The organism is Streptomyces sp. NBC_01485 (genome assembly GCF_036227125.1).
Taxonomy (GTDB): domain Bacteria; phylum Actinomycetota; class Actinomycetes; order Streptomycetales; family Streptomycetaceae; genus Streptomyces.
Map to the genome: position 1 here is coordinate 3,476,381 of NZ_CP109435.1, position 21,152 is coordinate 3,497,532.

Annotated in this window: 18 protein-coding genes and 1 tRNA gene; 15 read left to right on the top strand and 4 right to left on the bottom strand. The window is 69.2% G+C overall.

The window, feature by feature from the left end:
* The first annotated feature begins 204 nt into the window (after nucleotides 1-204).
* From desA to OG352_RS15925, 5 genes are all read left to right on the top strand, one after another.
* On the top strand, nucleotides 205-1,647 hold the full coding sequence (desA, locus tag OG352_RS15905; protein WP_329217651.1) for a lysine decarboxylase DesA: 1,443 nt from the start codon (nucleotides 205-207) through the stop codon (nucleotides 1,645-1,647).
* Nucleotides 1,631-2,914, top strand: a complete 1,284-nt coding sequence (locus tag OG352_RS15910; protein ID WP_329217652.1) for a lysine N(6)-hydroxylase/L-ornithine N(5)-oxygenase family protein — start codon at nucleotides 1,631-1,633, stop codon at nucleotides 2,912-2,914. Before desA ends, OG352_RS15910 begins: the two co-directional genes overlap by 17 nt.
* Complete coding sequence (locus OG352_RS15915; protein ID WP_329217653.1) at nucleotides 2,911-3,441, top strand: GNAT family N-acetyltransferase; 531 nt, start codon at nucleotides 2,911-2,913, stop codon at nucleotides 3,439-3,441. Before OG352_RS15910 ends, OG352_RS15915 begins: the two co-directional genes overlap by 4 nt.
* A complete protein-coding gene (locus OG352_RS15920) occupies nucleotides 3,438-5,207 on the top strand; it encodes an IucA/IucC family protein (protein WP_329217654.1) in 1,770 nt (589 codons plus the stop codon). Before OG352_RS15915 ends, OG352_RS15920 begins: the two co-directional genes overlap by 4 nt.
* Nucleotides 5,208-5,277: 70 nt before the next feature.
* On the top strand, nucleotides 5,278-6,150 hold the full coding sequence (locus OG352_RS15925; protein WP_329217655.1) for a DUF4429 domain-containing protein: 873 nt from the start codon (nucleotides 5,278-5,280) through the stop codon (nucleotides 6,148-6,150).
* A gap of 93 nt (nucleotides 6,151-6,243) precedes the next feature.
* Here the strand turns inward: OG352_RS15925 and OG352_RS15930 are convergent, their stop codons facing one another.
* A complete protein-coding gene (locus OG352_RS15930; RefSeq protein ID WP_329217657.1) occupies nucleotides 6,244-7,815 on the bottom strand; it encodes a purple acid phosphatase family protein in 1,572 nt (523 codons plus the stop codon).
* 186 nt (nucleotides 7,816-8,001) lie between these two features.
* Between OG352_RS15930 and OG352_RS15935 the strand changes: the two genes are divergently transcribed.
* Nucleotides 8,002-8,259, top strand: coding sequence for a hypothetical protein (locus tag OG352_RS15935; protein WP_093772840.1), 258 nt, complete (start codon nucleotides 8,002-8,004; stop codon nucleotides 8,257-8,259).
* 24 nt (nucleotides 8,260-8,283) lie between these two features.
* Complete coding sequence (gene glmS / locus OG352_RS15940) at nucleotides 8,284-10,101, top strand: glutamine--fructose-6-phosphate transaminase (isomerizing) (protein ID WP_329217660.1); 1,818 nt, start codon at nucleotides 8,284-8,286, stop codon at nucleotides 10,099-10,101.
* A 176-nt stretch (nucleotides 10,102-10,277) separates the two neighbouring features.
* On the opposite strand, the gene OG352_RS15945 is transcribed toward glmS, so the two are convergent.
* Nucleotides 10,278-10,844: a GPR1/FUN34/YaaH family transporter gene (locus tag OG352_RS15945; protein ID WP_329217661.1), complete on the bottom strand. Its 567-nt coding sequence runs from the start codon at nucleotides 10,842-10,844 to the stop codon at nucleotides 10,278-10,280.
* Nucleotides 10,845-10,958: 114 nt separating this feature from the next.
* A complete protein-coding gene (locus tag OG352_RS15950; RefSeq protein ID WP_093772834.1) occupies nucleotides 10,959-11,486 on the bottom strand; it encodes a universal stress protein in 528 nt (175 codons plus the stop codon).
* A gap of 402 nt (nucleotides 11,487-11,888) precedes the next feature.
* On the opposite strand from OG352_RS15950, the gene OG352_RS15955 reads away from it, so the two are divergent.
* The 4 genes from OG352_RS15955 to OG352_RS15970 all read left to right on the top strand — a co-directional run bounded on the left by OG352_RS15955 (nucleotide 11,889) and on the right by OG352_RS15970 (nucleotide 14,693).
* Nucleotides 11,889-12,158 carry a hypothetical protein gene (locus OG352_RS15955; protein WP_329223842.1) on the top strand — a complete coding sequence of 90 codons (270 nt, stop codon included), beginning with the start codon at nucleotides 11,889-11,891 and terminating at the stop codon, nucleotides 12,156-12,158.
* 378 nt (nucleotides 12,159-12,536) lie between these two features.
* Nucleotides 12,537-13,760 carry a helix-turn-helix domain-containing protein gene (locus OG352_RS15960; RefSeq protein ID WP_329217663.1) on the top strand — a complete coding sequence of 408 codons (1,224 nt, stop codon included), beginning with the start codon at nucleotides 12,537-12,539 and terminating at the stop codon, nucleotides 13,758-13,760.
* Between the two features lie 151 nt (nucleotides 13,761-13,911).
* Nucleotides 13,912-14,514: an oligoribonuclease gene (orn, locus tag OG352_RS15965; protein ID WP_329217665.1), complete on the top strand. Its 603-nt coding sequence runs from the start codon at nucleotides 13,912-13,914 to the stop codon at nucleotides 14,512-14,514.
* Nucleotides 14,515-14,620: 106 nt separating this feature from the next.
* Nucleotides 14,621-14,693: transfer RNA gene (locus OG352_RS15970), tRNA-His, on the top strand.
* Between the two features lie 105 nt (nucleotides 14,694-14,798).
* Here the strand turns inward: OG352_RS15970 and OG352_RS15975 are convergent.
* A complete protein-coding gene (locus OG352_RS15975; protein ID WP_329217666.1) occupies nucleotides 14,799-15,854 on the bottom strand; it encodes a LacI family DNA-binding transcriptional regulator in 1,056 nt (351 codons plus the stop codon).
* Nucleotides 15,855-16,223: 369 nt separating this feature from the next.
* Here OG352_RS15975 and OG352_RS15980 point away from each other — a divergent pair, with 369 nt between their 5' ends.
* The 4 genes from OG352_RS15980 to OG352_RS15995 all read left to right on the top strand — a co-directional run bounded on the left by OG352_RS15980 (nucleotide 16,224) and on the right by OG352_RS15995 (nucleotide 21,136).
* Nucleotides 16,224-17,552, top strand: a complete 1,329-nt coding sequence (locus tag OG352_RS15980) for an ABC transporter substrate-binding protein (protein ID WP_329217667.1) — start codon at nucleotides 16,224-16,226, stop codon at nucleotides 17,550-17,552.
* Between the two features lie 5 nt (nucleotides 17,553-17,557).
* Nucleotides 17,558-18,568 (top strand): carbohydrate ABC transporter permease, encoded by a 1,011-nt coding sequence (locus OG352_RS15985; RefSeq protein ID WP_329223843.1) that lies wholly within the window; start codon nucleotides 17,558-17,560, stop codon nucleotides 18,566-18,568.
* Between the two features lie 41 nt (nucleotides 18,569-18,609).
* Complete coding sequence (locus OG352_RS15990) at nucleotides 18,610-19,497, top strand: carbohydrate ABC transporter permease (RefSeq protein WP_329223844.1); 888 nt, start codon at nucleotides 18,610-18,612, stop codon at nucleotides 19,495-19,497.
* A 202-nt stretch (nucleotides 19,498-19,699) separates the two neighbouring features.
* Nucleotides 19,700-21,136 (top strand): GH1 family beta-glucosidase, encoded by a 1,437-nt coding sequence (locus tag OG352_RS15995; protein WP_329217668.1) that lies wholly within the window; start codon nucleotides 19,700-19,702, stop codon nucleotides 21,134-21,136.
* Nucleotides 21,137-21,152: the final 16 nt, after the last annotated feature.

The following is a 21,152-nucleotide window of genomic DNA, read 5'->3' on the forward strand; positions in this document are numbered from 1 at the left end:
CCGTGCCCCCGCAGGCAGTTGCGCGGGGGCACGGTGTGGCCGACACGACTGACGTGACCCACGTGACCCACGTGACCACAGTCACGGCAGAGGCAGGGTTCCCATCGCGTTACTTAGGTTAGGCTAACCTAAGTTGAACCCGAGGCCTCGTCCCTCGAACCGTCCCGCAGCGGACCCGTCCCCTTACCCCGGAGGACCCTCACCATGCGCTCGCACCTGCTCAATGACACGACCGCGGAGCAGTACCGCCGTTCCGTGACCGAAGGAGTAGAGCGGGTGGCCGCCAAACTCGCCGCCACCGACCGTCCGTTCACCGGCGTCACGGTCGACGCCCTCGCGCCCCGCATCGACGGGATCGACCTCGACCAGCCGCTGCACGACACCACGGCCGTCCTGGACGAGCTGGAGGAGGTCTACCTCCGCGACGCGGTCTACTTCCACCACCCCCGCTACCTCGCCCACCTCAACTGCCCGGTCGTCATCCCCGCCGTGCTGGGCGAGGCGGTCCTGTCCGCCGTCAACTCCTCCCTCGACACCTGGGACCAGTCGGCCGGCGGCACCCTCATCGAGCGCAAACTGATCGACTGGACGGCGGAGCGGATCGGCCTCGGGCCGGCCGCCGACGGCATCTTCACCTCCGGCGGCACGCAGTCCAACCTCCAGGCGCTGCTGCTCGCCCGCGAGGAGGCCAAGACCGACAGCCTGGCCGAACTGCGCATCTTCGCCTCCGACGTCAGCCACTTCAGCGTGAAGAAGTCCGCGAAACTCCTCGGGCTCGGCGCGGACTCGGTCGTGTCGGTCCCCGTCGACACCGACAAGCGGATGCAGACCGTCGCGCTCGCCCATGAGCTGGAGCGCTGCAAGAAGGCCGGGCTGACCCCGATGGCCGTCGTCGCGACCGCCGGCACCACCGACTTCGGCTCCATCGACCCGCTGCCCGAGATCGCCGAGCTGTGCGCCCAGTACGGCACCTGGATGCACGTCGACGCCGCCTACGGCTGCGGACTCCTCGCCTCCCTCAGGCACCGGGGCCGGATCGACGGCATCGAGCGCGCCGACTCCGTCACCGTCGACTACCACAAGTCCTTCTTCCAGCCGGTGAGTTCGTCCGCCCTGCTGGTCCGCGACGCGGCCACCCTGCGCCACGCGACCTACCACGCCGAGTACCTGAACCCGCGCCGCATGGTGCAGGAGCGCATCCCCAACCAGGTGGACAAGTCCCTGCAGACCACCCGCCGCTTCGACGCGCTCAAGCTGTGGATGACGCTGCGCACGATGGGCGCCGACGGCATCGGGCAGCTCTTCGACGAGGTCTGCGACCTGGCCGTCGAGGCCTGGAGACTGCTGGCCGCCGACCCCCGCTACGACGTCGTCGTGCAGCCCTCCCTCTCCACCCTGGTGTTCCGCTACATCCCCGCCGCCGTCACCGACCCGGCCGAGATCGACCGCGCCAACCTCTACGCCCGCAAAGCCCTGTTCGCCTCCGGGGACGCGGTGGTCGCGGGCACCAAGGTCGGCGCCCGCCACTACCTGAAGTTCACCCTGCTCAACCCCGAGACGACGACCGACGACATCACGGCCGTCCTCGACCTGATCGCCGGCCACGCCGAGCAGTACCTGGGAGAGTCCCTTGACCGCGCTTCCTGAGCCCGTTTCCCTGACGAGGACCTACGACTTCGTGGGCATCGGGCTCGGCCCGTTCAACCTCGGCCTGGCCTGCCTCACCGAGCCGATCGACGCGCTCGACGGCGTCTTCCTGGAGTCCAAGCCCGACTTCGAGTGGCACGCCGGCATGTTCCTCGAAGGCGCCCACCTCCAGACGCCGTTCATGTCGGACCTGGTCACCCTCGCCGACCCGACGTCCCCGTACTCCTTCCTCAACTACCTGAAGGAGAAAGGGCGGCTGTACTCGTTCTACATCCGCGAGAACTTCTACCCGCTGCGCGTCGAGTACGACGACTACTGCCGCTGGGCGGCCGGCAGACTGAGCAGCGTGCGCTTCAACACGACTGTCTCGGCGGTGACTTACGAGGACGAGCTGTACGTCGTACGGACGGCCGCCGGGGACGAGTTCCGCGCCCGGCACCTGGTCCTGGGCACCGGCACCCCGCCGTACGTCCCCGAGGCCTGCCAGGATCTGGGCGGCGACTTCATCCACAACTCCCGCTATGTGCAGCACAAGGCGGAGTTGCAGAAGAAGGAGTCGATCACCCTCGTCGGCTCCGGCCAGTCCGCCGCCGAGATCTACTACGACCTGCTCAGCGAGATCGACGTCCACGGCTACCGGCTGAACTGGGTCACCCGCTCCGCGCGCTTCTTCCCGCTCGAATACACCAAGCTCACGCTGGAGATGACCTCCCCGGAGTACATCGACTACTTCCGCGAGCTGCCGGAACAGACCCGCTACCGGCTCACGGCCGAGCAGAAGGGCCTGTTCAAGGGCATCGACGGCGACCTCGTCGACGAGATCTTCGACCTGCTCTACCAGAAGAACATCGGCGGCCCCGTCCCCACCCGCCTCCTCACCAACTCCGCGCTCACCAGCGCGCGTTACGCCGACGGCAGCTACACGCTCGGCTTCCGCCAGGAGGAGCAGGAGAAGGACTACGCACTGGAGTCCCAGGGCCTGATCCTGGCCACCGGCTACAGGTACGCCGAACCGGAGTTCCTCGCGCCGGTCAAGGACAGACTCCGCTACGACTCCCAGGGCAACTTCGACGTCGCCCGCAACTACGCCGTCGACACCACGGGCCGAGGCGTGTTCCTCCAGAACGCGGCCGTGCACACCCACAGCATCACGTCCCCCGACCTCGGCATGGGCGCCTACCGCAACAGCTCCATCATCCGCGAGCTGCTCGGCAGCGAGTACTACCCGGTCGAAAAGACCATCGCGTTCCAGGAGTTCGCCGTATGACTTTCGCCTTCCGCCCGCTCGACCCCCTGAACGACGCCGAGTTGCTGCACTCCTGGGTCACGCATCCCAAGGCCGCCTACTGGATGATGCGGGACGCGACACTGGTGGACGTCGAGCGTGCCTACATGGAGGTCGCCGCCGACGAGCACCATCACGCGCTGCTCGGGCTGCGGGACGGCGTGCCCGTCTTCCTGATGGAGAAGTACGACCCCGCCCACCGTGAACTGGTCGGCCTGTACGAGCCGTTGGCCGGTGACATAGGCATGCACTTCCTCACCCCGGCGACCGACGCCCCGGTGCACGGCTTCACCCTCGCCGTCATCACGGCCGTCATGGCGCACCTCTTCGAGGACCCGGCGGTGCGGCGCGTCGTCGTCGAGCCGGACGTGTCCAACAAGGCCGTGCACGCGCTCAACGAGGCCGTCGGGTTCGTGCCCGAGCGGGAGATCCAGAAGCCGGAGAAGAAGGCCTTGCTGAGTTCCTGCACCCGGGAACAGTTCCGCGCGGCGACGGCGGTGGCCGTATGAGCCTCGCCGACGCCGTGGCCCACCTCTCCTCCGAGCGCTGGGAGAAGGCCAACCGCCTGCTGGTCCGCAAGGCCCTCGCCGAGTTCGCGCACGAGCGGCTCATCACTCCCGAGGAGAAGGACGGACGCTACGTCGTGCGCAGCGACGACGGGCTGACGTCGTACCGCTTCACCGCCGTCCGCCGCGCCCTCGACCACTGGCAGGTGGCCGCCGACTCGATCACCCGCACCCGCGACGACGCCGAACTCCCCCTCACCGCACTGGACTTCTTCATCGAGCTGAAGAAGACCCTGGGCCTCAGCGACGAGATCCTGCCGGTCTACCTGGAGGAGATCTCCTCCACCCTCTCCGGCACCTGCTACAAGCTCACCAAACCGCGGATCACCTCGGCGGAGCTGGTCGGGAGCGGCTTCCAGGCCATCGAGACCGGGATGACCGAGGGCCACCCCTGCTTCGTCGCCAACAACGGGCGGCTCGGCTTCGGCGTCCACGAGTACCTGTCGTACGCCCCGGAGACGGCGAGCCCGGTCCGGCTGGTCTGGCTGGCCGCGCACCGCTCGCGCGCCGCGTTCACGGCGGGCGCCGGCATCGAGTACGAGGCGTTCGTACGGGCCGAGCTCGGCGATGTGACAGTGAATCGTTTCGCTGTCACCTTGCGCGAACAGGGGCTGGACCCCGCCGACTACCTCCTCGTCCCCGTTCACCCCTGGCAGTGGTGGAACAAGCTCACCGTCACCTTCGCCGCCGAGATCGCGCGCGGGAACCTGGTGTGCCTGGGCGAGGGCGACGACGAGTATCTGGCGCAGCAGTCCATCCGGACGTTCTTCAACTCCTCGCACCCCGAGAAGCATTACGTGAAGACGGCCCTGTCCGTCCTCAACATGGGCTTCATGCGCGGCCTTTCGGCCGCCTACATGGAGGCGACCCCGGCCATCAACGACTGGCTCGCCCAACTCATCGACAACGACCCGGTGCTGAAGTCGACCGGCCTGTCGATCATCCGGGAGCGGGCCGCCGTCGGCTACCGGCACCTGGAGTACGAGGCGGCGACGGACCGCTACTCGCCGTACCGCAAGATGCTGGCCGCGCTGTGGCGGGAGAGCCCGGTGCCGACGCTCCGCGGCGGCGAGTCGCTCGCGACGATGGCCTCCCTGGTCCATGTGGACCACGAGGGACGGTCGGTGGCCGGCGCGCTCATCGAGCAGTCGGGACTGGCGCCGGTGGAGTGGCTGCGGCACTACCTCCAGGCGTACTACACCCCGCTGCTGCACAGCTTCTACGCCTACGACCTGGTCTTCATGCCTCACGGCGAGAACACCATCCTGGTCCTGAAGGACGGGGTCGTGCAGCGGGCGATCTACAAGGACATCGCCGAGGAGATCGCCGTCATGGACCCGCACGCGGTGCTGCCGCCCGAGGTCCGGCGCATCCGCGTCGAGGTGCCCGAGGACAAGAAACTGCTGTCCGTCTTCACCGACGTCTTCGACTGCTTCTTCCGCTTCCTCGCGGCCGGCCTCGCCGCCGAAGGGATCCTGGAGGAGGACGACTTCTGGCGCACGGTCGCCGAGGTCACCCGCGCCTACCAGGACGCCAACCCCGAACTGGCCGACAAGTTCCGCCAGTACGACATGTTCGCGCCCGAGTTCGCCCTGTCCTGCCTCAACCGGCTCCAACTGCGCAACAACGAGCAGATGGTGGACCTCGCGGACCCGTCGGGCGCCCTCCAGCTGATCGGAACCCTGAAAAATCCCGTCACAGGGTTCTGATCACGACAGGCGGGCGCCCCCGAGTACGGTCCTCGGGGGCGCCCGTCGCGTTCTTTGGAACAATCCCCCCATGGCGGAAATCATCCAGAAGGACGGCACCTGGGTCTTCGACGGCGACACCCTGCGCCTGACCCCGGGGCGGGACAAGAACGTCGGCCTGCTCCGCAGGGAACTGGGTGAACTCGTCGTCCCGCTGGGCGCGTTGGCGGGGATCTCGTTCGAACAGGGAAAGAGGACCGGGCGGCTGAGACTGCGGCTGCGCGACGGCGCGGACCCCCTGCTGCACGCGACCGGCGGCCGGCTGGCCGAGCCGCACGACCCGTACCAGCTCGTCGTCGAGTCCGACCGGTACGGCGTCGCCGAGTACCTCGTCGACGAGGTGCGCGGCGCGCTGACGCTGGACCAGGTGCCGGCCGGACCGGTGGACGCGTATCTGCTGCCGGGACCGTCCGTGCCCCTCACGGCCGCCGCCGGGGACGGCACGGCGAGCTTCGACGGCGAGCAGGTGCGCCTGGAGTGGAACTGGAAGACGGAGGACGCCAAGGCCGCCGCCGGCACCCGCACGATCGCCGTCGCGGACATAGCGGGCGTCGAATGGCAGCCGTCGGTCGGCCTGGAGAACGGTCACCTGCGCTTCACCGTGCGCGGCGCGCCCACCAAGGCCCGGCCGAAGCACGACCCCAACGCCGTCGAGCTGTGGGGCTTCCGGAAGGACCCGCTGATGGCGCTGGTCGCGGCGGCGGTCCAGGCCCGGCTGCCGCATCCGGCGACCACGACGACGACCACAGGGCCAGGGGGCGCCGTCGTACCGGCGTTGGAGCCCGCCGACGACCACGACGCGTTGCTGCGCCGACTGCGGGAGCTGGGCGAGCTGCACCGGGACGGGGTCCTGACGGACGAGGAGTTCACGATGGCCAAACAGGCGGTCCTCAAGCGCCTGTAGCGCGGACGAGGACCGCCTGTCGGAGGTGACCGGGCCTGACCGGGTGTGCGCCCCGCCTTCAGGGCGCATCCGGGATACGGGCCCTACTTGGCCCTACTTGGCCTTGCGGGCCACCGTGAAGTGGTCGATCTGGTCGCCGGTCTCGGCGATGCCGCGCACGGTCAGGGTGGCCGTACGGCCCTTGGCGGCGGGCGTGACGTCGACGCGCAGGAACGAGTAGTCGAGGTAGCGCACGCGCGACCACGTGACCGTCTCGTTCACCTTGCCGGACTTGGTGTTGATGAAGGAGGCCACGGACTCGACCTCGTTCTCGTGGCCCTCGTAGGACAGCGGGGCGGTGAACGCGTACAGGCTGCGGCCGGCCGCGCCCGCCGTGACGTAGACGACGCCCTCGGTCTCGGGGTAGGCGGTGCCGCCGATCGGGAGCTTCTTGGTGACCGCGCCCTTCTTGATGACGTCGGTGCGCTCGTACTGGTGGTTGTGGCCGTTGATCACCAGGTCGACGGTGTACTTCTCGAACAGCGGCACCCACTCCTGGCGCACGCCCCCCTCCGAGGCGTGCGCGGTGGAGGTGCAGTAGGCGCAGTGGTGGAAGAAGACCACGACGAAGTCGACGTCCTTGGACGCGCGGAACTTCTTCAGCTGGGCTTCCAGCCACTTGGTCTGGGTGCCGCCCGAGATGCCGAGGTTGGCCGGGATCTCGAAGGAGATGTCGTTGGCGTCGAGCGAGATGACCGCCGTGTTGCCGTAGACGAAGGAGTAGACGCCCGGGAGGTTCTTCCGGTCCGGGCCGTTGTCGGGCAGGTTCCAGCGGGCTTCCTCGCCGCCGTAGCCGTTGGGCGAGTACCAGGCCTCCATGTCGTGGTTGCCGAAGGCCGGCATCCACGGGACGGACTTGGCGACGGACTCGGTCTGGGCGAGGAACTGGTCCCAGATCCGCGAGTCGAAGCCGGTGTCCGAGGTCTGGCCGGAGCCCGACGGGTCGGCGTAGGCGATGTCGCCGGCGTGCAGGTGGAAGGCCGGGTTCTGGCCGAGGAGGAGGCTGTTGTTGGCGAGGCCGTGGTAGCCGACGCCCTCGTCGCCGAAGGCGGTGAAGGTGAACGGCGCCTTGTGGGCGGGGGCGGTGGTGAAGGTGCCCAGGGTGCCCAGCAGGTGCGCCGCCGCCGGGTCGAAGCCGGCGTGGCCGACGCCGTAGTAGTACGTCTTGCCGGGCTTGAGGTGGGTGAGCTCGGCGTGCAGGTAGTACTGGGTGTGGTTGCCGCTCGCGCCGACCCCGGCCGGCGTGAACAGGGTGCGCACCTCGGCCTCGATCTTGCGGGAGAGGTCCCAGGGGTGGACGCCGATGCGGATGAAGGGCTTCTGCACCGCGACCGGGACCTGCCAGGAGACGCTGACCTCGGTGCGCGGGTCGTTGCCGTAGGCGAGGTGGCGGCCGAAGGGGGCGACGAGGGAGCCGTCGACGCGCTCGGTGCTCGGCGCGGGCTTCGGGGTCTGCGCCGGCACGGCGGCCTGGGCCGTGGCACCGGTCACGAACGCGCCACCGGTGACGGCGCCCAGCGTGACGGCGCCGGTTCTGATCATCGAGCGCCGGGAGAACTTGGCGCGCAGGTACTCGTGCTGCTCGGCCATGCTCATGTGTGCGGCGAGCTGGTCGGGTACGCCCATGCGAGGAGTGTCCATGACGTCTGAAACTCGTGGGCCCGGACGACCAGCCGCAAGACGCCAAATGGACGGTTCGCGAACAGGGGCTCATAACACATTCAACGTTGTCCCAAGGTTCCTTAACAGGCACGTGCCCGAAATCGGGCAGGTTTCTTGCGAAACCGGCTCGCGTCCCTCAGGATCTACCGGGTGCACGACGAACTCGTTGATCACCTGACGCGCTCCACACCCCTCCAGCGGGGCGAGGCGCTGCGGGTGATCCAGGACGTGCTCGCCTACTTCGACGAGACGACCGAGGACTACGTCCGTCGCCGCCACCGCGAACTCCAGGCCCAGGGCCTGGTGAACGCGGAGATCTTCGAACGGATCGAGGCGGACCTGAAATACCGTGCGGTGGCCCCGCCCGAGCTCACGCTCAGGCAACTGCGGCGCATCGTCTACGGCTGAACCGAAGCTTGGGGATACGTATATATGTGCGGAATCGTCGGATACATCGGGAAGCGTGACGTCGCTCCCCTGCTCCTGGAGGGCCTGCAGCGCCTGGAGTACCGCGGGTACGACTCCGCGGGCATAGTCGTCACCTCCCCGAAGACGGCCGGCCTGAAGATGGTCAAGGCCAAGGGCCGGGTCCGTGACCTGGAGGCCAAGGTCCCGGCGCGCTTCAAGGGCACCACCGGCATCGCCCACACCCGCTGGGCCACCCACGGCGCCCCCTCCGACGTGAACGCCCACCCGCACATGTCGGCCGACCTCAAGGTCGCCGTCGTACACAACGGCATCATCGACAACGCCTCCGACCTGCGCAAGAAGCTGGAAGCGGACGGCGTCGAGTTCCTCTCGGAGACCGACACCGAGGTCCTCGTCCACCTCGTCGCCCGCTCCCAGGCCGACAAGCTGGAGGACAAGGTCCGCGAGGCGCTGCGCGTGGTCGAGGGCACGTACGGCATCGCCGTCATGCACGCCGACTTCAACGACCGCATCGTCGTCGCCCGCAACGGCTCCCCGGTCGTCCTCGGCATCGGCGAGAAGGAGATGTTCGTCGCCTCGGACATCGCCGCGCTGGTCGCCCACACCCGCCAGATAGTCACGCTGGACGACGGCGAGATGGCCACCCTCAAGGCCGACGACTTCCGCACCTACACCACGGAGGGCACCCGCACCACGGCCGAGCCCACCACCGTGGAGTGGGAGGCCGCCTCCTACGACATGGGCGGCCACGACACCTACATGCACAAGGAGATCCACGAGCAGGCCGACGCCGTGGACCGCGTGCTGCGCGGCCGCATCGACGACCGCTTCTCCACCGTGCACCTCGGCGGCCTCAACCTGGACGCCCGCGAGGCGCGCCAGATCCGCCGCGTGAAGATCCTCGGCTGCGGCACCTCGTACCACGCGGGCATGATCGGCGCCCAGATGATCGAGGAGCTGGCCCGCATCCCCGCGGACGCCGAGCCCGCGTCCGAGTTCCGCTACCGCAACGCGGTCGTCGACCCCGACACGCTGTACATCGCCGTCTCGCAGTCCGGTGAGACGTACGACGTGCTGGCGGCCGTCCAGGAGCTGAAGCGCAAGGGCGCGCGGGTGCTGGGCATCGTCAACGTGGTCGGTTCGGCGATCGCCCGCGAGGCCGACGGCGGCATGTACGTGCACGCCGGCCCCGAGGTCTGCGTCGTCTCCACCAAGTGCTTCACCAACATGACGGTGGCCTTCGCGCTGCTCGCCCTGCACCTCGGCCGCACCCGCGACCTGTCCGTGCGCGACGGCAAGCGGATCATCGAGGGGCTGCGCAAGCTGCCCGGCCAGATCGCGGAGATCCTCTCCCGCGAGGAGGAGATCAAGAAGCTGGCCGAGGAGTTCGCCGAGGCCCGCTCCATGCTCTTCATCGGCCGCGTCCGGGGCTACCCGGTCGCCCGTGAGGCCTCCCTGAAGCTCAAGGAGGTCTCGTACATCCACGCCGAGGCCTACCCCGCCTCCGAGCTCAAGCACGGCCCGCTGGCCCTCATCGAGCCCGCGCTCCCGACGGTCGCGATCGTCCCGAACGACGACCTGCTGGAGAAGAACCGCGCGGCCCTGGAGGAGATCAAGGCCCGCAGCGGCAGGATCCTCGCGGTCGCCCACCAGGACCAGGAGAAGGCCGACCAGACGATCATCGTCCCGAAGAACGAGGACGAACTCGACCCGATCCTCATGGGCATCCCCCTCCAACTCCTCGCCTACTACACGGCAAAAGCCCTCGGCCGAGACATCGACAAGCCCCGCAACCTGGCCAAGTCGGTAACGGTGGAGTAAGGGCTTTTGCTTCAGGGGCGCGGGGCTGTATCAATTTGCGGCTCCGCCGCGCGGGCGCGACCAGCCCCCACGCGCCGCAGAGGCCAGACAACGGAACGGCCCCCCACGTGTGCCACCGACACGTGGGGGGCCGTTCGCCTGCCGGGGAGGCCCGACTCCCCGGCCCCGGCTGCCGATCAGCCCGTAGCCGTCACCCCGGGCCGGGCAGCCCGCCGCGAAAACGCCGTAGGCCAATGGGCCAGCGCCGCGGTCGCCGCGTACCAGGCAACCGCCCCCGCCGCGACGGCGAACCAGCCACCCACCTTGGTCAGCCCGTCGCTGCCGGCGAACCGGGCGACGGCCATCAGGACGAGCGCGGCGAAGAACAACCCGTACGCGCCCTGGCCGAGTTGGTCGCCACCGGCGAGGGTCAGGGAGAGCGCCACGAGGGCGAACAGGAGCAGGAAGAGCCCCGCTGCGTTGTCGGAGACCTGGGCCCCGGCAGAGACGGCCCAGGTGAACCAGAAGGCGCCCAGGACGGTGTAGGCGGTGCCGGAGGCCGTGTCGCGGTCCCGGAGGGCGAACAGGCCGGCGACGAACAGCGCGACGCCGCCGACGTAGTGGGCGATGGAGACGGCGTCCGCAGCCGTCACGCCGTCGATGAGGCCGGTGTACCCGAGGCCGAAGGCCAACAGGGTGACGCCGAGGGCGAGTCGGCCGGCGATCGTAGTGGTGCTGCTTCCCGCGGAGACGTCATTGTCCACGGCGGGCTCCCTTCACGCTTCATGCTTCACGCATGTGCAGGTGTGTAAGCGATATATGCCCTTCACAAGCACACAAACACCCTGCGAGCACCGCGAATTCGGGAGAAAAGCGAACTACGGAATCACGATGACCGGCCGCTTCGCCCGCTTGGCGAGCCGTCCGGCGACGGAGCCGAAGATCCGCCCGACGATGCCGTGGGTCGAGCCGACGACGATCGCGTCGGCCTCGTACTCCCGCCCCACCTCTTCGAGTTCGTGGCAGATGTCGCCGCCGCGCTCGACCAGGATCCAGGGCACCTCGGCGAGATACTCCGCGCACGCGAGCTCCAGACCGAGCACCTCGGTGCGGTGGTCCGGGACGTCGACGAAGACGGGCGGCTCGCAGCCGGCCCACACCGTGGTGGGCAGCCGGTTGGCGACGTGGACGATGATCAGGCCCGAGCCGGAGCGATGGGCCATGCCGATCGCGTACGCGAGCGCGCGCTCACTGGACGTGGAGCCGTCGAAGCCGACGACCACGCCGTGCTTGAAGGCTGGATCGCAGGAATGGCGTGCGTCTTCCGCCGCCAGGGGCTCGGCCGCCGTAGGGTCGGCGACGGGCCGCTTGCGGTCCGCGGGTTCGAAGAATTCGTGACCGGCCATGGCTGTCTCGGCGAATCGATCCTTATATACGGGTGGGGCGGCGGTGATCAACGGGGCCGTGGAGCTGTCCGGGAATCATCTTCCCAACCCCATACCCCCAAGGGTACGGCTGCACGCCTCCAAGGCCCAGATCCCGCACACCACCGGTGGGGGTTCCAGGGAGCATGCACGAGCGGACGGCCGTAACGCAATGGTTGCTGCCCCGTACAGGCGGTTTGCACAGCGTTCACTTACGCGGAACCGACCTCGACAGTGACCGACCGCCCGAAGCGGCGTTGAACCCCTTGCACCGCCGGACCCCCGTACCGCCGTCACACCGCCCCCAGGAAGGAGCCCGCCCCCGTGTTCTCGCCCCGCGCCACCCCCGACACCCGCCCCGGCGACGACCGGACGACCGACCTGATGCGCTGGGCGGCCTTCAGCTGTGTCCTGGTTCCGGTGGTCCTCCTCTGGTACGGCACCTCGCTGGCCGGCACCGCGGGCACCGCCCTGGGCCTCGCCGCCGTCACGGCCGTCTGCCGGGTGCTGCTGCGCCGGTCCGAGCGGTACGCGGCCCGGCTGCTCGCCGAGGACCACGCGCCGCAGGCGCACCACCGGGGGCGCCGTCAGCGCACCGGATCGGGGTCGCATCGTGGCGGTCGTCACTCCGGGGGAAACTCACCGGTCGGTTGACCGGTTTTCGCGCACGGACCCGCATCTTTTCAGCCAACTTCCGGGCACCGCGCACCCCTTGCCGAAACTACCCCCCACCCCCCGTTCCACCTGCACGGATTGGGCCCCAGAGCCCCTGCGCACCCTACGGGGATTGGCCACCGCACCGAGGCGCACTTCCCTGCACGGCCCACTAGTGCAACGCTTCGTGATCGAATGCTTCACGCCAAGTTGCCATGTCGACAATCTGCCGGGTGCTGAACTGGCCACGCCGGCATCATGCGACACAGTAGATTTCGATCTTGACTGTCTACGGCGGGGGACTCGTGCAGGACCGAGGGGAAACGTGCAGGAGCGACACAACCGAGGAGCCGCGACCACCGAGGGGGGCTTAGCAGGATGAGCCACGACTCCACTGCCGCGCCGGAAGCCGCGACCCGGAAACTCTCCGGGCGACGCCGCAAGGAGATCGTCGCGGTGCTGCTGTTCAGCGGCGGCCCCATTTTCGAGAGTTCCATTCCACTGTCGGTGTTCGGGATTGACCGCCAGGACGCCGGCGTGCCGCGCTACCGCTTGTTGGTGTGCGGCGGCGAAGAAGGCCCGCTGAGGACCACGGGGGGCCTGGAACTCACCGCGCCACATGGCTTGGAAGCGATCGCGCGGGCGGGCACGGTCGTCGTACCGGCCTGGCGTTCGATCACTTCTCCGCCACCGGAGGAAGCGCTCGACGCGCTGCGCCGGGCGCATGAAGAGGGTGCCCGCATCGTGGGCCTGTGCACCGGCGCGTTCGTGCTGGCCGCAGCGGGCCTGCTCGACGGCCGGCCGGCGACGACCCACTGGATGTACGCACCGACGCTGGCCAAGCGCTATCCGTCGGTGCATGTGGATCCACGAGAACTCTTCGTGGACGACGGAGACGTCCTGACGTCGGCGGGTACGGCGGCCGGAATCGATCTCTGTCTGCACATCGTGCGGACGGATCACGGCAACGAGGCGGCGGGCGCGCTGGCCCGGCGTCTGGTGGTCCCGCCGCGCCGGTCGGGCGGCCAGGAGCGCTATCTCGACCGGTCTTTACCGGAGGAGATCGGCGCCGACCCGCTCGCCGAGGTCGTCGCCTGGGCGCTGGAGCACCTCCACGAGCAGTTCGACGTGGAGACGCTGGCGGCACGCGCCTATATGAGCCGCCGCACCTTCGACCGCCGTTTCCGGTCGCTGACCGGAAGCGCGCCACTGCAGTGGCTGATCACCCAGCGGGTGCTGCAGGCGCAGCGGCTGCTGGAGACGTCGGACTACTCGGTGGACGAGGTCGCGGGCCGTTGCGGGTTCCGCTCGCCGGTGGCCCTGCGCGGCCACTTCCGCCGCCAGCTCGGGTCGTCCCCGGCGGCGTACCGGGCGGCGTACCGGGCCCGTAGGCCGCAGGCCGAACGGACGACGGACCACGAGCCGTCGTCCCCGGCGCCACCGCCTCAGGCGCTGCATCCGGACGGGCCGGGGCCGGTCCCGCCGCAGATCCGGCGCACGGCCGGCGCGATGGGCTCGTCGGCGTCCCTGCCGTCCGAGCACGCGCGCGACGCGTACGCGACCTCGCGGGCGAGCCTGCCGGGGCAGCGCAGCGGTATGTGAGCGACCGCGAGATGAGTGACCTCGAACGCCGGAGGGGCTGGGCCGACCCAGCCCCTCCGGCGTTCGAGGACGAAGCCCACACAGCCCACACAGACGAAGCCCACACCGCCGTGGGCACCTCAAAAGCCGACGTCAGCTTTAGGGTGGTCGCATGAACGATCGCATGGTGTGGATCGACTGCGAGATGACCGGCCTCTCGCTGTCGGACGACGCTCTCATCGAGGTTGCCGCCCTCGTCACCGACTCCGAGCTGAACATCCTCGGCGACGGCGTGGACATCGTCGTCCGCCCGCCGTCCAAGGCCCTGGAGACGATGCCCGACGTGGTGCGCGAGATGCACACCGCGTCCGGACTGCTCGACGAGCTGGCCGGCGGGACGACGCTCGCGGAGGCCGAGGCGCAGGTGCTGGCGTATGTCCGCAAGCACGTGAAGGAGCCGGGCAAGGCGCCGCTGTGCGGCAACTCCGTCGGCACCGACCGCGGGTTCCTGGCGCGGGACATGTCGGCCCTGGAGACCTACCTCCACTACCGGATCGTCGACGTGTCGTCGATCAAGGAACTCGCCCGGCGCTGGTACCCGAGGGCGTACTTCAACAGCCCCGAGAAGAACGGCAACCACCGCGCCCTCGCCGACATCCGCGACTCCATCGCGGAACTGCGCTACTACCGCGAGGCCGTCTTCGTGCCGCAGCCCGGCCCTGACTCCGACACGGCGAAGACCATCGCCGCGAAGCACGTCGTGCGCGCCCCGTAGGGGGCGCCGGGGGCGGCCCGGAAAAGCCGTGCACGAGCACCCCTTCGGACCCTGTACACTTTTTCTCGGCCGGTAGGGAGACCACAAAGTCCAACTACCGAACGTGGTGGGTGTAGCTCAGCTGGTAGAGCACCTGGTTGTGGTCCAGGATGCCGCGGGTTCGAGTCCCGTCACTCACCCTGAGTCATCAGCCGGTGACTTCCCGTAAGGGAGGTCACCGGCTGATGTGTTTCCCGGGTCCTCTCAGGTCCCCTCAGGTCGCGTCAGCTCCCCTCAGCTCGCGATCACGAGGAAGCCCGTCCCACCAACTCCGTGGCCAGCACCACCTGGCGGCGTTCCAGCTCCCGGGAGGCCGCCGGACGGCGGTCCGCGATCTCGGTCAGGAGCAGGTCCAGCATTCTGCGGCCCATCTCCTCTATCGGCTGGCGGACGCTCGTCAGGGGCGGGTCCATGTGGCGGGCGATCGCCGAGTCGTCGTAGCCGACCAGGGCCACGTCCTCGGGGATGCGGCGGCCCGCCTCGCGCAGGGCCTGGCGGGCGCCGGCCGCCATGACGTCGGAGCCGGCGAAGACCGCGTCGAGGGCGGGGGTGCGGGCGAGGAGTTCGCGCATCGCGCGGTGGCCGCCCTCCTCTGTGAAGTCGCCCGCGGCGATGAGGCCTTCGTCCGCCCCGTACCCCGCGTCGAGCAGGGCGTCACGGTAGCCGTCGACGCGCCGCTGGGCGCCGTAGACGTCGAGGCGGCCCGTGATGTGGGCGATGCGGGTGCGACCGTGGGACAGGAGGTGCTCGACCGCCGAACGGCCGCCGCCGTAGTTGTCGGAGTCCACCGACGGGAGCGTTTCCCCGGCCGAGCGCGGGCCGCTGATCACCGCCGGGATCTCCAGTTGGGCGAGCAGGTCGGGCAGCGGGTCGTCCGCGTGGACCGAGACCAGCAGGACGCCGTCCACCCGGTGCGCCGCCAGGTACTGGGCCAGCCGGCGTCGTTCGCGGTCGCTACCGGCGAAGATCAGCAGCAACTGCATCTCGGTGTCCGAGAGTTCCGCGCCGACGCCGCGCAGCATGTCCGAGAAGTACGGCTCCGCGAAGAAACGGGTCTCCGGCTCGGGGACGACCAGCGCGATCGCGTCCGTGCGGTTGGCGGCGAGGGCGCGGGCCGCGGTGTTCGGGACGTAGCCGAGCTCGGCGACCGCCACCTCGACCGCCGCGCGGGTCGCGTCGCTGACTCTCGGCGAGCCGTTGATCACCCGGGAGACCGTGCCGCGGCCGACGCCGGCGCGTGCGGCCACCTCTTCGAGGGTCGGCCGACCACCACTCCGCCCCCGCGCTCCGTGGCTTGCCATGGGCTCCGCCTTCCCGCCTGTAGTTCGCGCTGGCCTGGAATCTAACAGTCCCGGCTGTTCGGCCGGTCGGTCGTCCGATGCCTCCAGGACACCGTCCGACAGTCCGATATGAGGTGAAACACCGTTTACATACGTCACTCCTCCGGGTTAGCTAACAGCCCGATAACTGAACGCATCCTTCCGCGCCCCCACCCTTGACACCCCCGCGTGAACCGACGACTCTTCAACACATCACCTGTGGGAGCGCTCCCACGGTACCTGACACATACACATCCCGCACGTTCCCCGCCCGAGCCGCAGCGCGTAACTAACGGGCCCAACAATGCAGTTGGCCGGGGGGTCGGCACGTCAGGGCAACAGGAGGACGTAATGCGAGCACGTACCCGAACCACCCGCCGGGTGGTGGTCCTCGCGGCCGTCGCGTCGCTGGGCGCCGGGCTGCTGGCCGGCTGTGCCGACGACGGCAAGAGCAGCGCTTCCGACGACTCGTCGTCGGGCAGCGGCAAGGGCCAGACGACGATCACGCTGGGCCTGTTCGGCACCTTCGGCTTCAAGGAAGCCGGTCTCTACACCGAGTACGAGAAGCTCCACCCGAACATCAAGATCTCCGAGAACGTCACGGAGAAGAACGAGAACTACTACCCGGCGCTCGTCAACCACCTCACCACCAACAGCGGCCTGATGGACGTCCAGGCCATCGAGGTGGGCAACATCGCCGAGGTCGTCGCCACGCTGGCGAACAAGTTCGAGGACGTGTCGAAGATCTCGGGCGTGGACAAGAGCAACTGGCTGGACTGGAAGTGGTCGCAGGCCACGACCAAGGACGGCGCGACGATCGGTCTCGGCACCGACGTCGGCCCGATGGCTCTCTGCTACCGCAAGGACCTCTTCCAGGCGGCCGGTCTGCCCACCGACCGCGAGAAGGTCGGCGCGCTGTGGGCGGGCGACTGGAACAAGTTCATCACCGCCGGCGAGCAGTACAAGAAGAAGGCCAAGGCCGGCACGTTCTTCATGGACTCCCCCGGCGGCCTGCTCAACGCCATCCTCAGCAGTGAGAAGGAGAAGTTCTACGACTCCTCCGGCAAGATCATCTACAAGACGAACCCGGCCGTGAAGGACGCCTTCAACCTGACCGCGAAGGCCGCCGAGGAGGGCCTGGTCCAGGCCCAGCCGCAGTTCGCGCCGTCCTGGAACACGACGATCGCCCAGAGCAAGTTCGCCACCATCGCCTGCCCGCCGTGGATGCTCGGCACCATCAAGGGCAACGCGAAGGCCGAGGACGCCGGCAAGTGGGACGTGGCCGTCGCGCCCAAGTCCGGCAACTGGGGCGGCTCCTTCCTGGGTGTGCCCAAGAGCGGCAAGCACGTGAAGGAGGCCGAGGAGCTCGTCAAGTGGCTGACCGCGCCCGAGCAGCAGGCGAAGCTCTTCAAGGTGCAGGGCAACTTCCCGAGCGCGCCGAGCACGTACACGCTGCCCGAAGTCACCGGCGCCAAGAACGAGATGACCGGTGACTCGCCGATCGGCACGGTCTTCTCCGAGGCCGCCAAGTCCGCCCCGGTGCAGGTGATCGGCCCGAAGGACCAGATCATCCAGCAGGGTCTGAACGACAACGGCGTCATCCTCGTGACGAAGGGCAAGTCGGCGGCGGAGGCCTGGGACACGGCCACCAAGACCATCGACAACAACCTGGACAAGTGACCCGTATGGCCACCCGCCACGACACCGCCGCGCCCCCCGCCAAGGAGGGGGGCGCGGCCCCGGGCCGCCCGCCCGCCGCTGCCGCGGACGCGGAGCAGTTGCGCCGGGCCCGGCTGTCCCGCCGCTGGCAGCGGGACAAGCGCTGGAGCCCCTACGCCTTCGTCTCGCCGTTCTTCCTGCTGTTCGTCGCGTTCGGCCTGTTCCCGCTGCTCTATACCGGCTGGGCGTCGCTGCACCAGGTGGAGCTGACCTCGCCCACCGACATGACGTGGGTGGGGATGCGCAACTACACGCGCATCTTCGGCGACGACTTCTTCTGGAACGCGGCGAAGAACACGCTGACGATCGGGATCATCTCGACCGTCCCGCAGCTGATGATGGCCATGGGCCTCGCCCACATCCTCAACTACAAGCTGCGCGCCTCGACCTTCTACCGGGTCGCGATGCTCGCGCCGTACGCGACCTCGATCGCGGCCGCCTCGCTGGTCTTCGTGCTGCTCTTCGGGCGCGACTACGGCATGATCAACTGGGCGCTGCACTTCGGCGGGATCGACGCCGTCGACTGGCAGAACGACAAGTGGCCGTCGCAGATCGCGGTGTCGACGATCGTCATCTGGCGGTGGACCGGCTACAACGCGCTGATCTACCTGGCCGCGATGCAGGCGATACCGCAGGACCTGTACGAGTCGGCGGCGCTGGACGGCGCCAGCCGCTGGAAGCAGTTCCTGCACGTGACGCTGCCGTCGCTGCGGCCGACGATCCTGTTCACGGTCGTCGTGTCCACGATCGGCGCCAGCCAGGTCTTCGGCGAGCCGCTGCTGTTCGACGCCAACAAGGGCGCGTCGGGCGGCGCGGAGCACCAGTTCCAGACGCTGGGCCTGTACCTGTACGAGCAGGGCTGGGTGAACCAGCACCTCGGCCGGGCCTCGGCGATCGCCTGGACGATGTTCCTGATCCTGATCGTGGTCGGCATCGTCAACTACGTCATCTCGCGCCGGCTGCGCGCCAGTAGTTAGGAGTACCGGCCGTGACGACGACGACAACGACCGCGAAATCCGTGCAACCCGAGGACACCGTGCCGACGGCCCGCCGAGTGCGCCGGCCGAAGTCCGCGCGGGCGGGCGGGCAGATGCACGGCGGCCCGATCGCCTACATCATCCTGGCCGTGTTCACCATCGTTTCGCTGTTCCCGCTGGTGTGGACGGCGATCGCCGCGTCCCGCGACAACAACCGACTGGCGGAGAACCCGCCGCCGTTCGTGTTCGGCTCCAACCTCTTCCACAACCTGGACGTGGCCTGGAACGACGCGAACCTGGGCAAGGCGTTCGTCAACACGACGATCGTGGCGGGGACTTCGGCGGCGACGATCGTCTTCCTGTCGACGATCGCCGGGTTCGCCTTCGCCAAGCTCCGGTTCCGGGGCCGGGGCGCGCTGATGCTGATCGTGATCGGCACGATGATGGTGCCGCCGCAACTGAGCATCATCCCGCTGTACATGATGGTCGCCAAGCTGGAGTGGACCGACCAGTTGCAGTCGGTGATCCTGCCGTCGCTGGTGAGCGCGTTCGGGGTGTTCTTCATGCGGCAGTACCTCACCCAGGCGCTGCCCGACGAGATCATCGAGGCGGCCCGCATGGACGGCGCGAGCAGTTGGCGCGTGGTGTGGCACGTGGTGTTCCCCGCGGCGCGCCCCGCGATGGCGGTGCTCGGCATGCTGACGTTCGTCCAGACGTGGAACGACTTCCTGTGGCCGTTCCTGGTGCTGAGCCAGACCGGCAACCCGACCGTGCAGGTCGCGCTCGCGGGCCTGGGCCGCGGCTACACCCCGGACCAGTCCCTGATCATGGCGGGCGCCCTGCTGGGCACCCTGCCGCTGCTGCTGGTCTTCGCGGTCTTCGGCAAGCAGATCGTGGGCGGCATCATGCAGGGCGCGGTGAAGGGCTGAGGCCCTGCCGCCCTACGACGCCCCGCGCGTCCGGCAGGTCCTGCACGTCCTTCGCGTCCTTCGCGTTCTCGGGGGGCCGGGTCACCGCCGCCCCGGCCCCTCCCCCTCGCACCATCGCGCACCACTCCGCACGACTTCCCCCCATCCTCCGTCGGTCTCGACGACCTCGATGACCTGCGACGACCTTCATGGGAGCGCTTCCATGCCCGAGTCTGTTACCCCGGTGACCTTTCCGCCCGCCTTCCTCTGGGGCGCCGCGACGTCCGCGTACCAGATCGAGGGGGCGGTGCGGGAGGACGGCCGCACGCCTTCGATCTGGGACACCTTCAGTCATACGCCGGGCAAGACGGCCGGCGGCGAGACCGGTGACATCGCTGTCGAGCACTACCATCGCTACCGCGACGACGTCGCGCTGATGGCGGACCTGGGCCTGTCGGCGTACCGCTTCTCGATCTCCTGGTCCCGGGTCCAGCCGACGGGCCGCGGTCCGGCGGTGCAGGTGGGCCTGGACTTCTACCGCCGGCTGGTGGACGAGCTGCTGGCGAAGGGCATCAAGCCGGCCGTCACGCTCTACCACTGGGACCTCCCCCAGGAGCTGGAGGACGCGGGCGGCTGGCCGGAGCGGGACACGGCGTTCCGGTTCGCCGAGTACGCGCAGATCGTCGGGGAGGCGCTCGGCGACCGCGTGGAGAACTGGATCACGCTCAACGAGCCGTGGTGCAGCGCGTTCCTGGGCTACGCGTCCGGGGTGCACGCGCCGGGCCGCACCGACCCGGCGGCGTCGCTGAAGGCGGCCCACCATCTCAACCTGGCGCACGGCCTGGGCACTTCGGCGCTGCGCGCGGCCATGCCGGCCCGCAACTCGGTGGCGATCAGCCTCAACTCCTCGGTTGTGCGCCCGCTTTCGCCGGGCGACCCGGCGGACCTGGCGGCGGTCCGCAAGATCGACGACCTGGCGAACGGCGTCTTCCACGACCCGATCCTGCGGGGCGCGTACCCGGAGACCCTGCTCGCGGCGACCTCGTCCCTGACGGACTGGTCGTACGTCCTGGACGGCGACCTGCGCGCCGTCAACCAGCCGCTGGACGCGCTGGGCCTGAACTACTACACGCCGACGCTGGTCTCGGCGGCGGACACCACGGCGAAGGGCCCGCGCTCGGACGGCCACGGCGCGAGCGCCCACTCCCCGTGGCCGGCCGCCGACGACGTGGCGTTCCACCAGACTCCGGGCGAGCGCACGGAGATGGGCTGGACGATCGACCCGACGGGCCTGCACGACCTGATCATGCGCTACACCCGGGAGGCCCCGGGCCTCCCCCTCTACATCACGGAGAACGGCGCGGCCTACGACGACAAGCCCGACCCCGACGGCCGCGTCCACGACCCGGAGCGCGTCTCCTACCTGCACGGCCACCTCTCGGCGGTCCGCCGCGCCATCACCGACGGCGCGGACGTCCGCGGCTACTACCTGTGGTCGCTGCTGGACAACTTCGAGTGGGCGTACGGCTACGAGAAGCGCTTCGGCGCGGTGTACGTGGACTACGCGACGCAGACCCGCACCCCGAAGTCGAGCGCTCTGTGGTACGGGGAGGCGGCCCGGACGGGCACGCTGCCGGAGACGGGCATCGACCCGGCCTGACGGGGGGAACGGGGCG

Bases quoted from the DNA above. Each gene is read 5' to 3' on its own strand.
- desA (WP_329217651.1), top strand. From the start codon at position 205: ATGCGCTCGCACCTGCTCAATGACACGACCGCGGAGCAGTACCGCCGT.
- OG352_RS15915 (WP_329217653.1), top strand. From the start codon at position 2,911: ATGACTTTCGCCTTCCGCCCGCTCGACCCCCTGAACGACGCCGAGTTG.
- OG352_RS15920 (WP_329217654.1), top strand. From the start codon at position 3,438: ATGAGCCTCGCCGACGCCGTGGCCCACCTCTCCTCCGAGCGCTGGGAG.
- OG352_RS15925 (WP_329217655.1), top strand. From the start codon at position 5,278: ATGGCGGAAATCATCCAGAAGGACGGCACCTGGGTCTTCGACGGCGAC.
- OG352_RS15930 (WP_329217657.1), bottom strand. From the start codon at position 7,815: ATGGGCGTACCCGACCAGCTCGCCGCACACATGAGCATGGCCGAGCAG.
- glmS (WP_329217660.1), top strand. From the start codon at position 8,284: ATGTGCGGAATCGTCGGATACATCGGGAAGCGTGACGTCGCTCCCCTG.
- OG352_RS15950 (WP_093772834.1), bottom strand. From the start codon at position 11,486: ATGGCCGGTCACGAATTCTTCGAACCCGCGGACCGCAAGCGGCCCGTC.
- OG352_RS15955 (WP_329223842.1), top strand. From the start codon at position 11,889: ATGCGCTGGGCGGCCTTCAGCTGTGTCCTGGTTCCGGTGGTCCTCCTC.
- OG352_RS15960 (WP_329217663.1), top strand. From the start codon at position 12,537: ATGAGCCACGACTCCACTGCCGCGCCGGAAGCCGCGACCCGGAAACTC.
- orn (WP_329217665.1), top strand. From the start codon at position 13,912: ATGAACGATCGCATGGTGTGGATCGACTGCGAGATGACCGGCCTCTCG.
- OG352_RS15975 (WP_329217666.1), bottom strand. From the start codon at position 15,854: ATGGCAAGCCACGGAGCGCGGGGGCGGAGTGGTGGTCGGCCGACCCTC.
- OG352_RS15980 (WP_329217667.1), top strand. From the start codon at position 16,224: ATGCGAGCACGTACCCGAACCACCCGCCGGGTGGTGGTCCTCGCGGCC.
- OG352_RS15985 (WP_329223843.1), top strand. From the start codon at position 17,558: ATGGCCACCCGCCACGACACCGCCGCGCCCCCCGCCAAGGAGGGGGGC.
- OG352_RS15995 (WP_329217668.1), top strand. From the start codon at position 19,700: ATGCCCGAGTCTGTTACCCCGGTGACCTTTCCGCCCGCCTTCCTCTGG.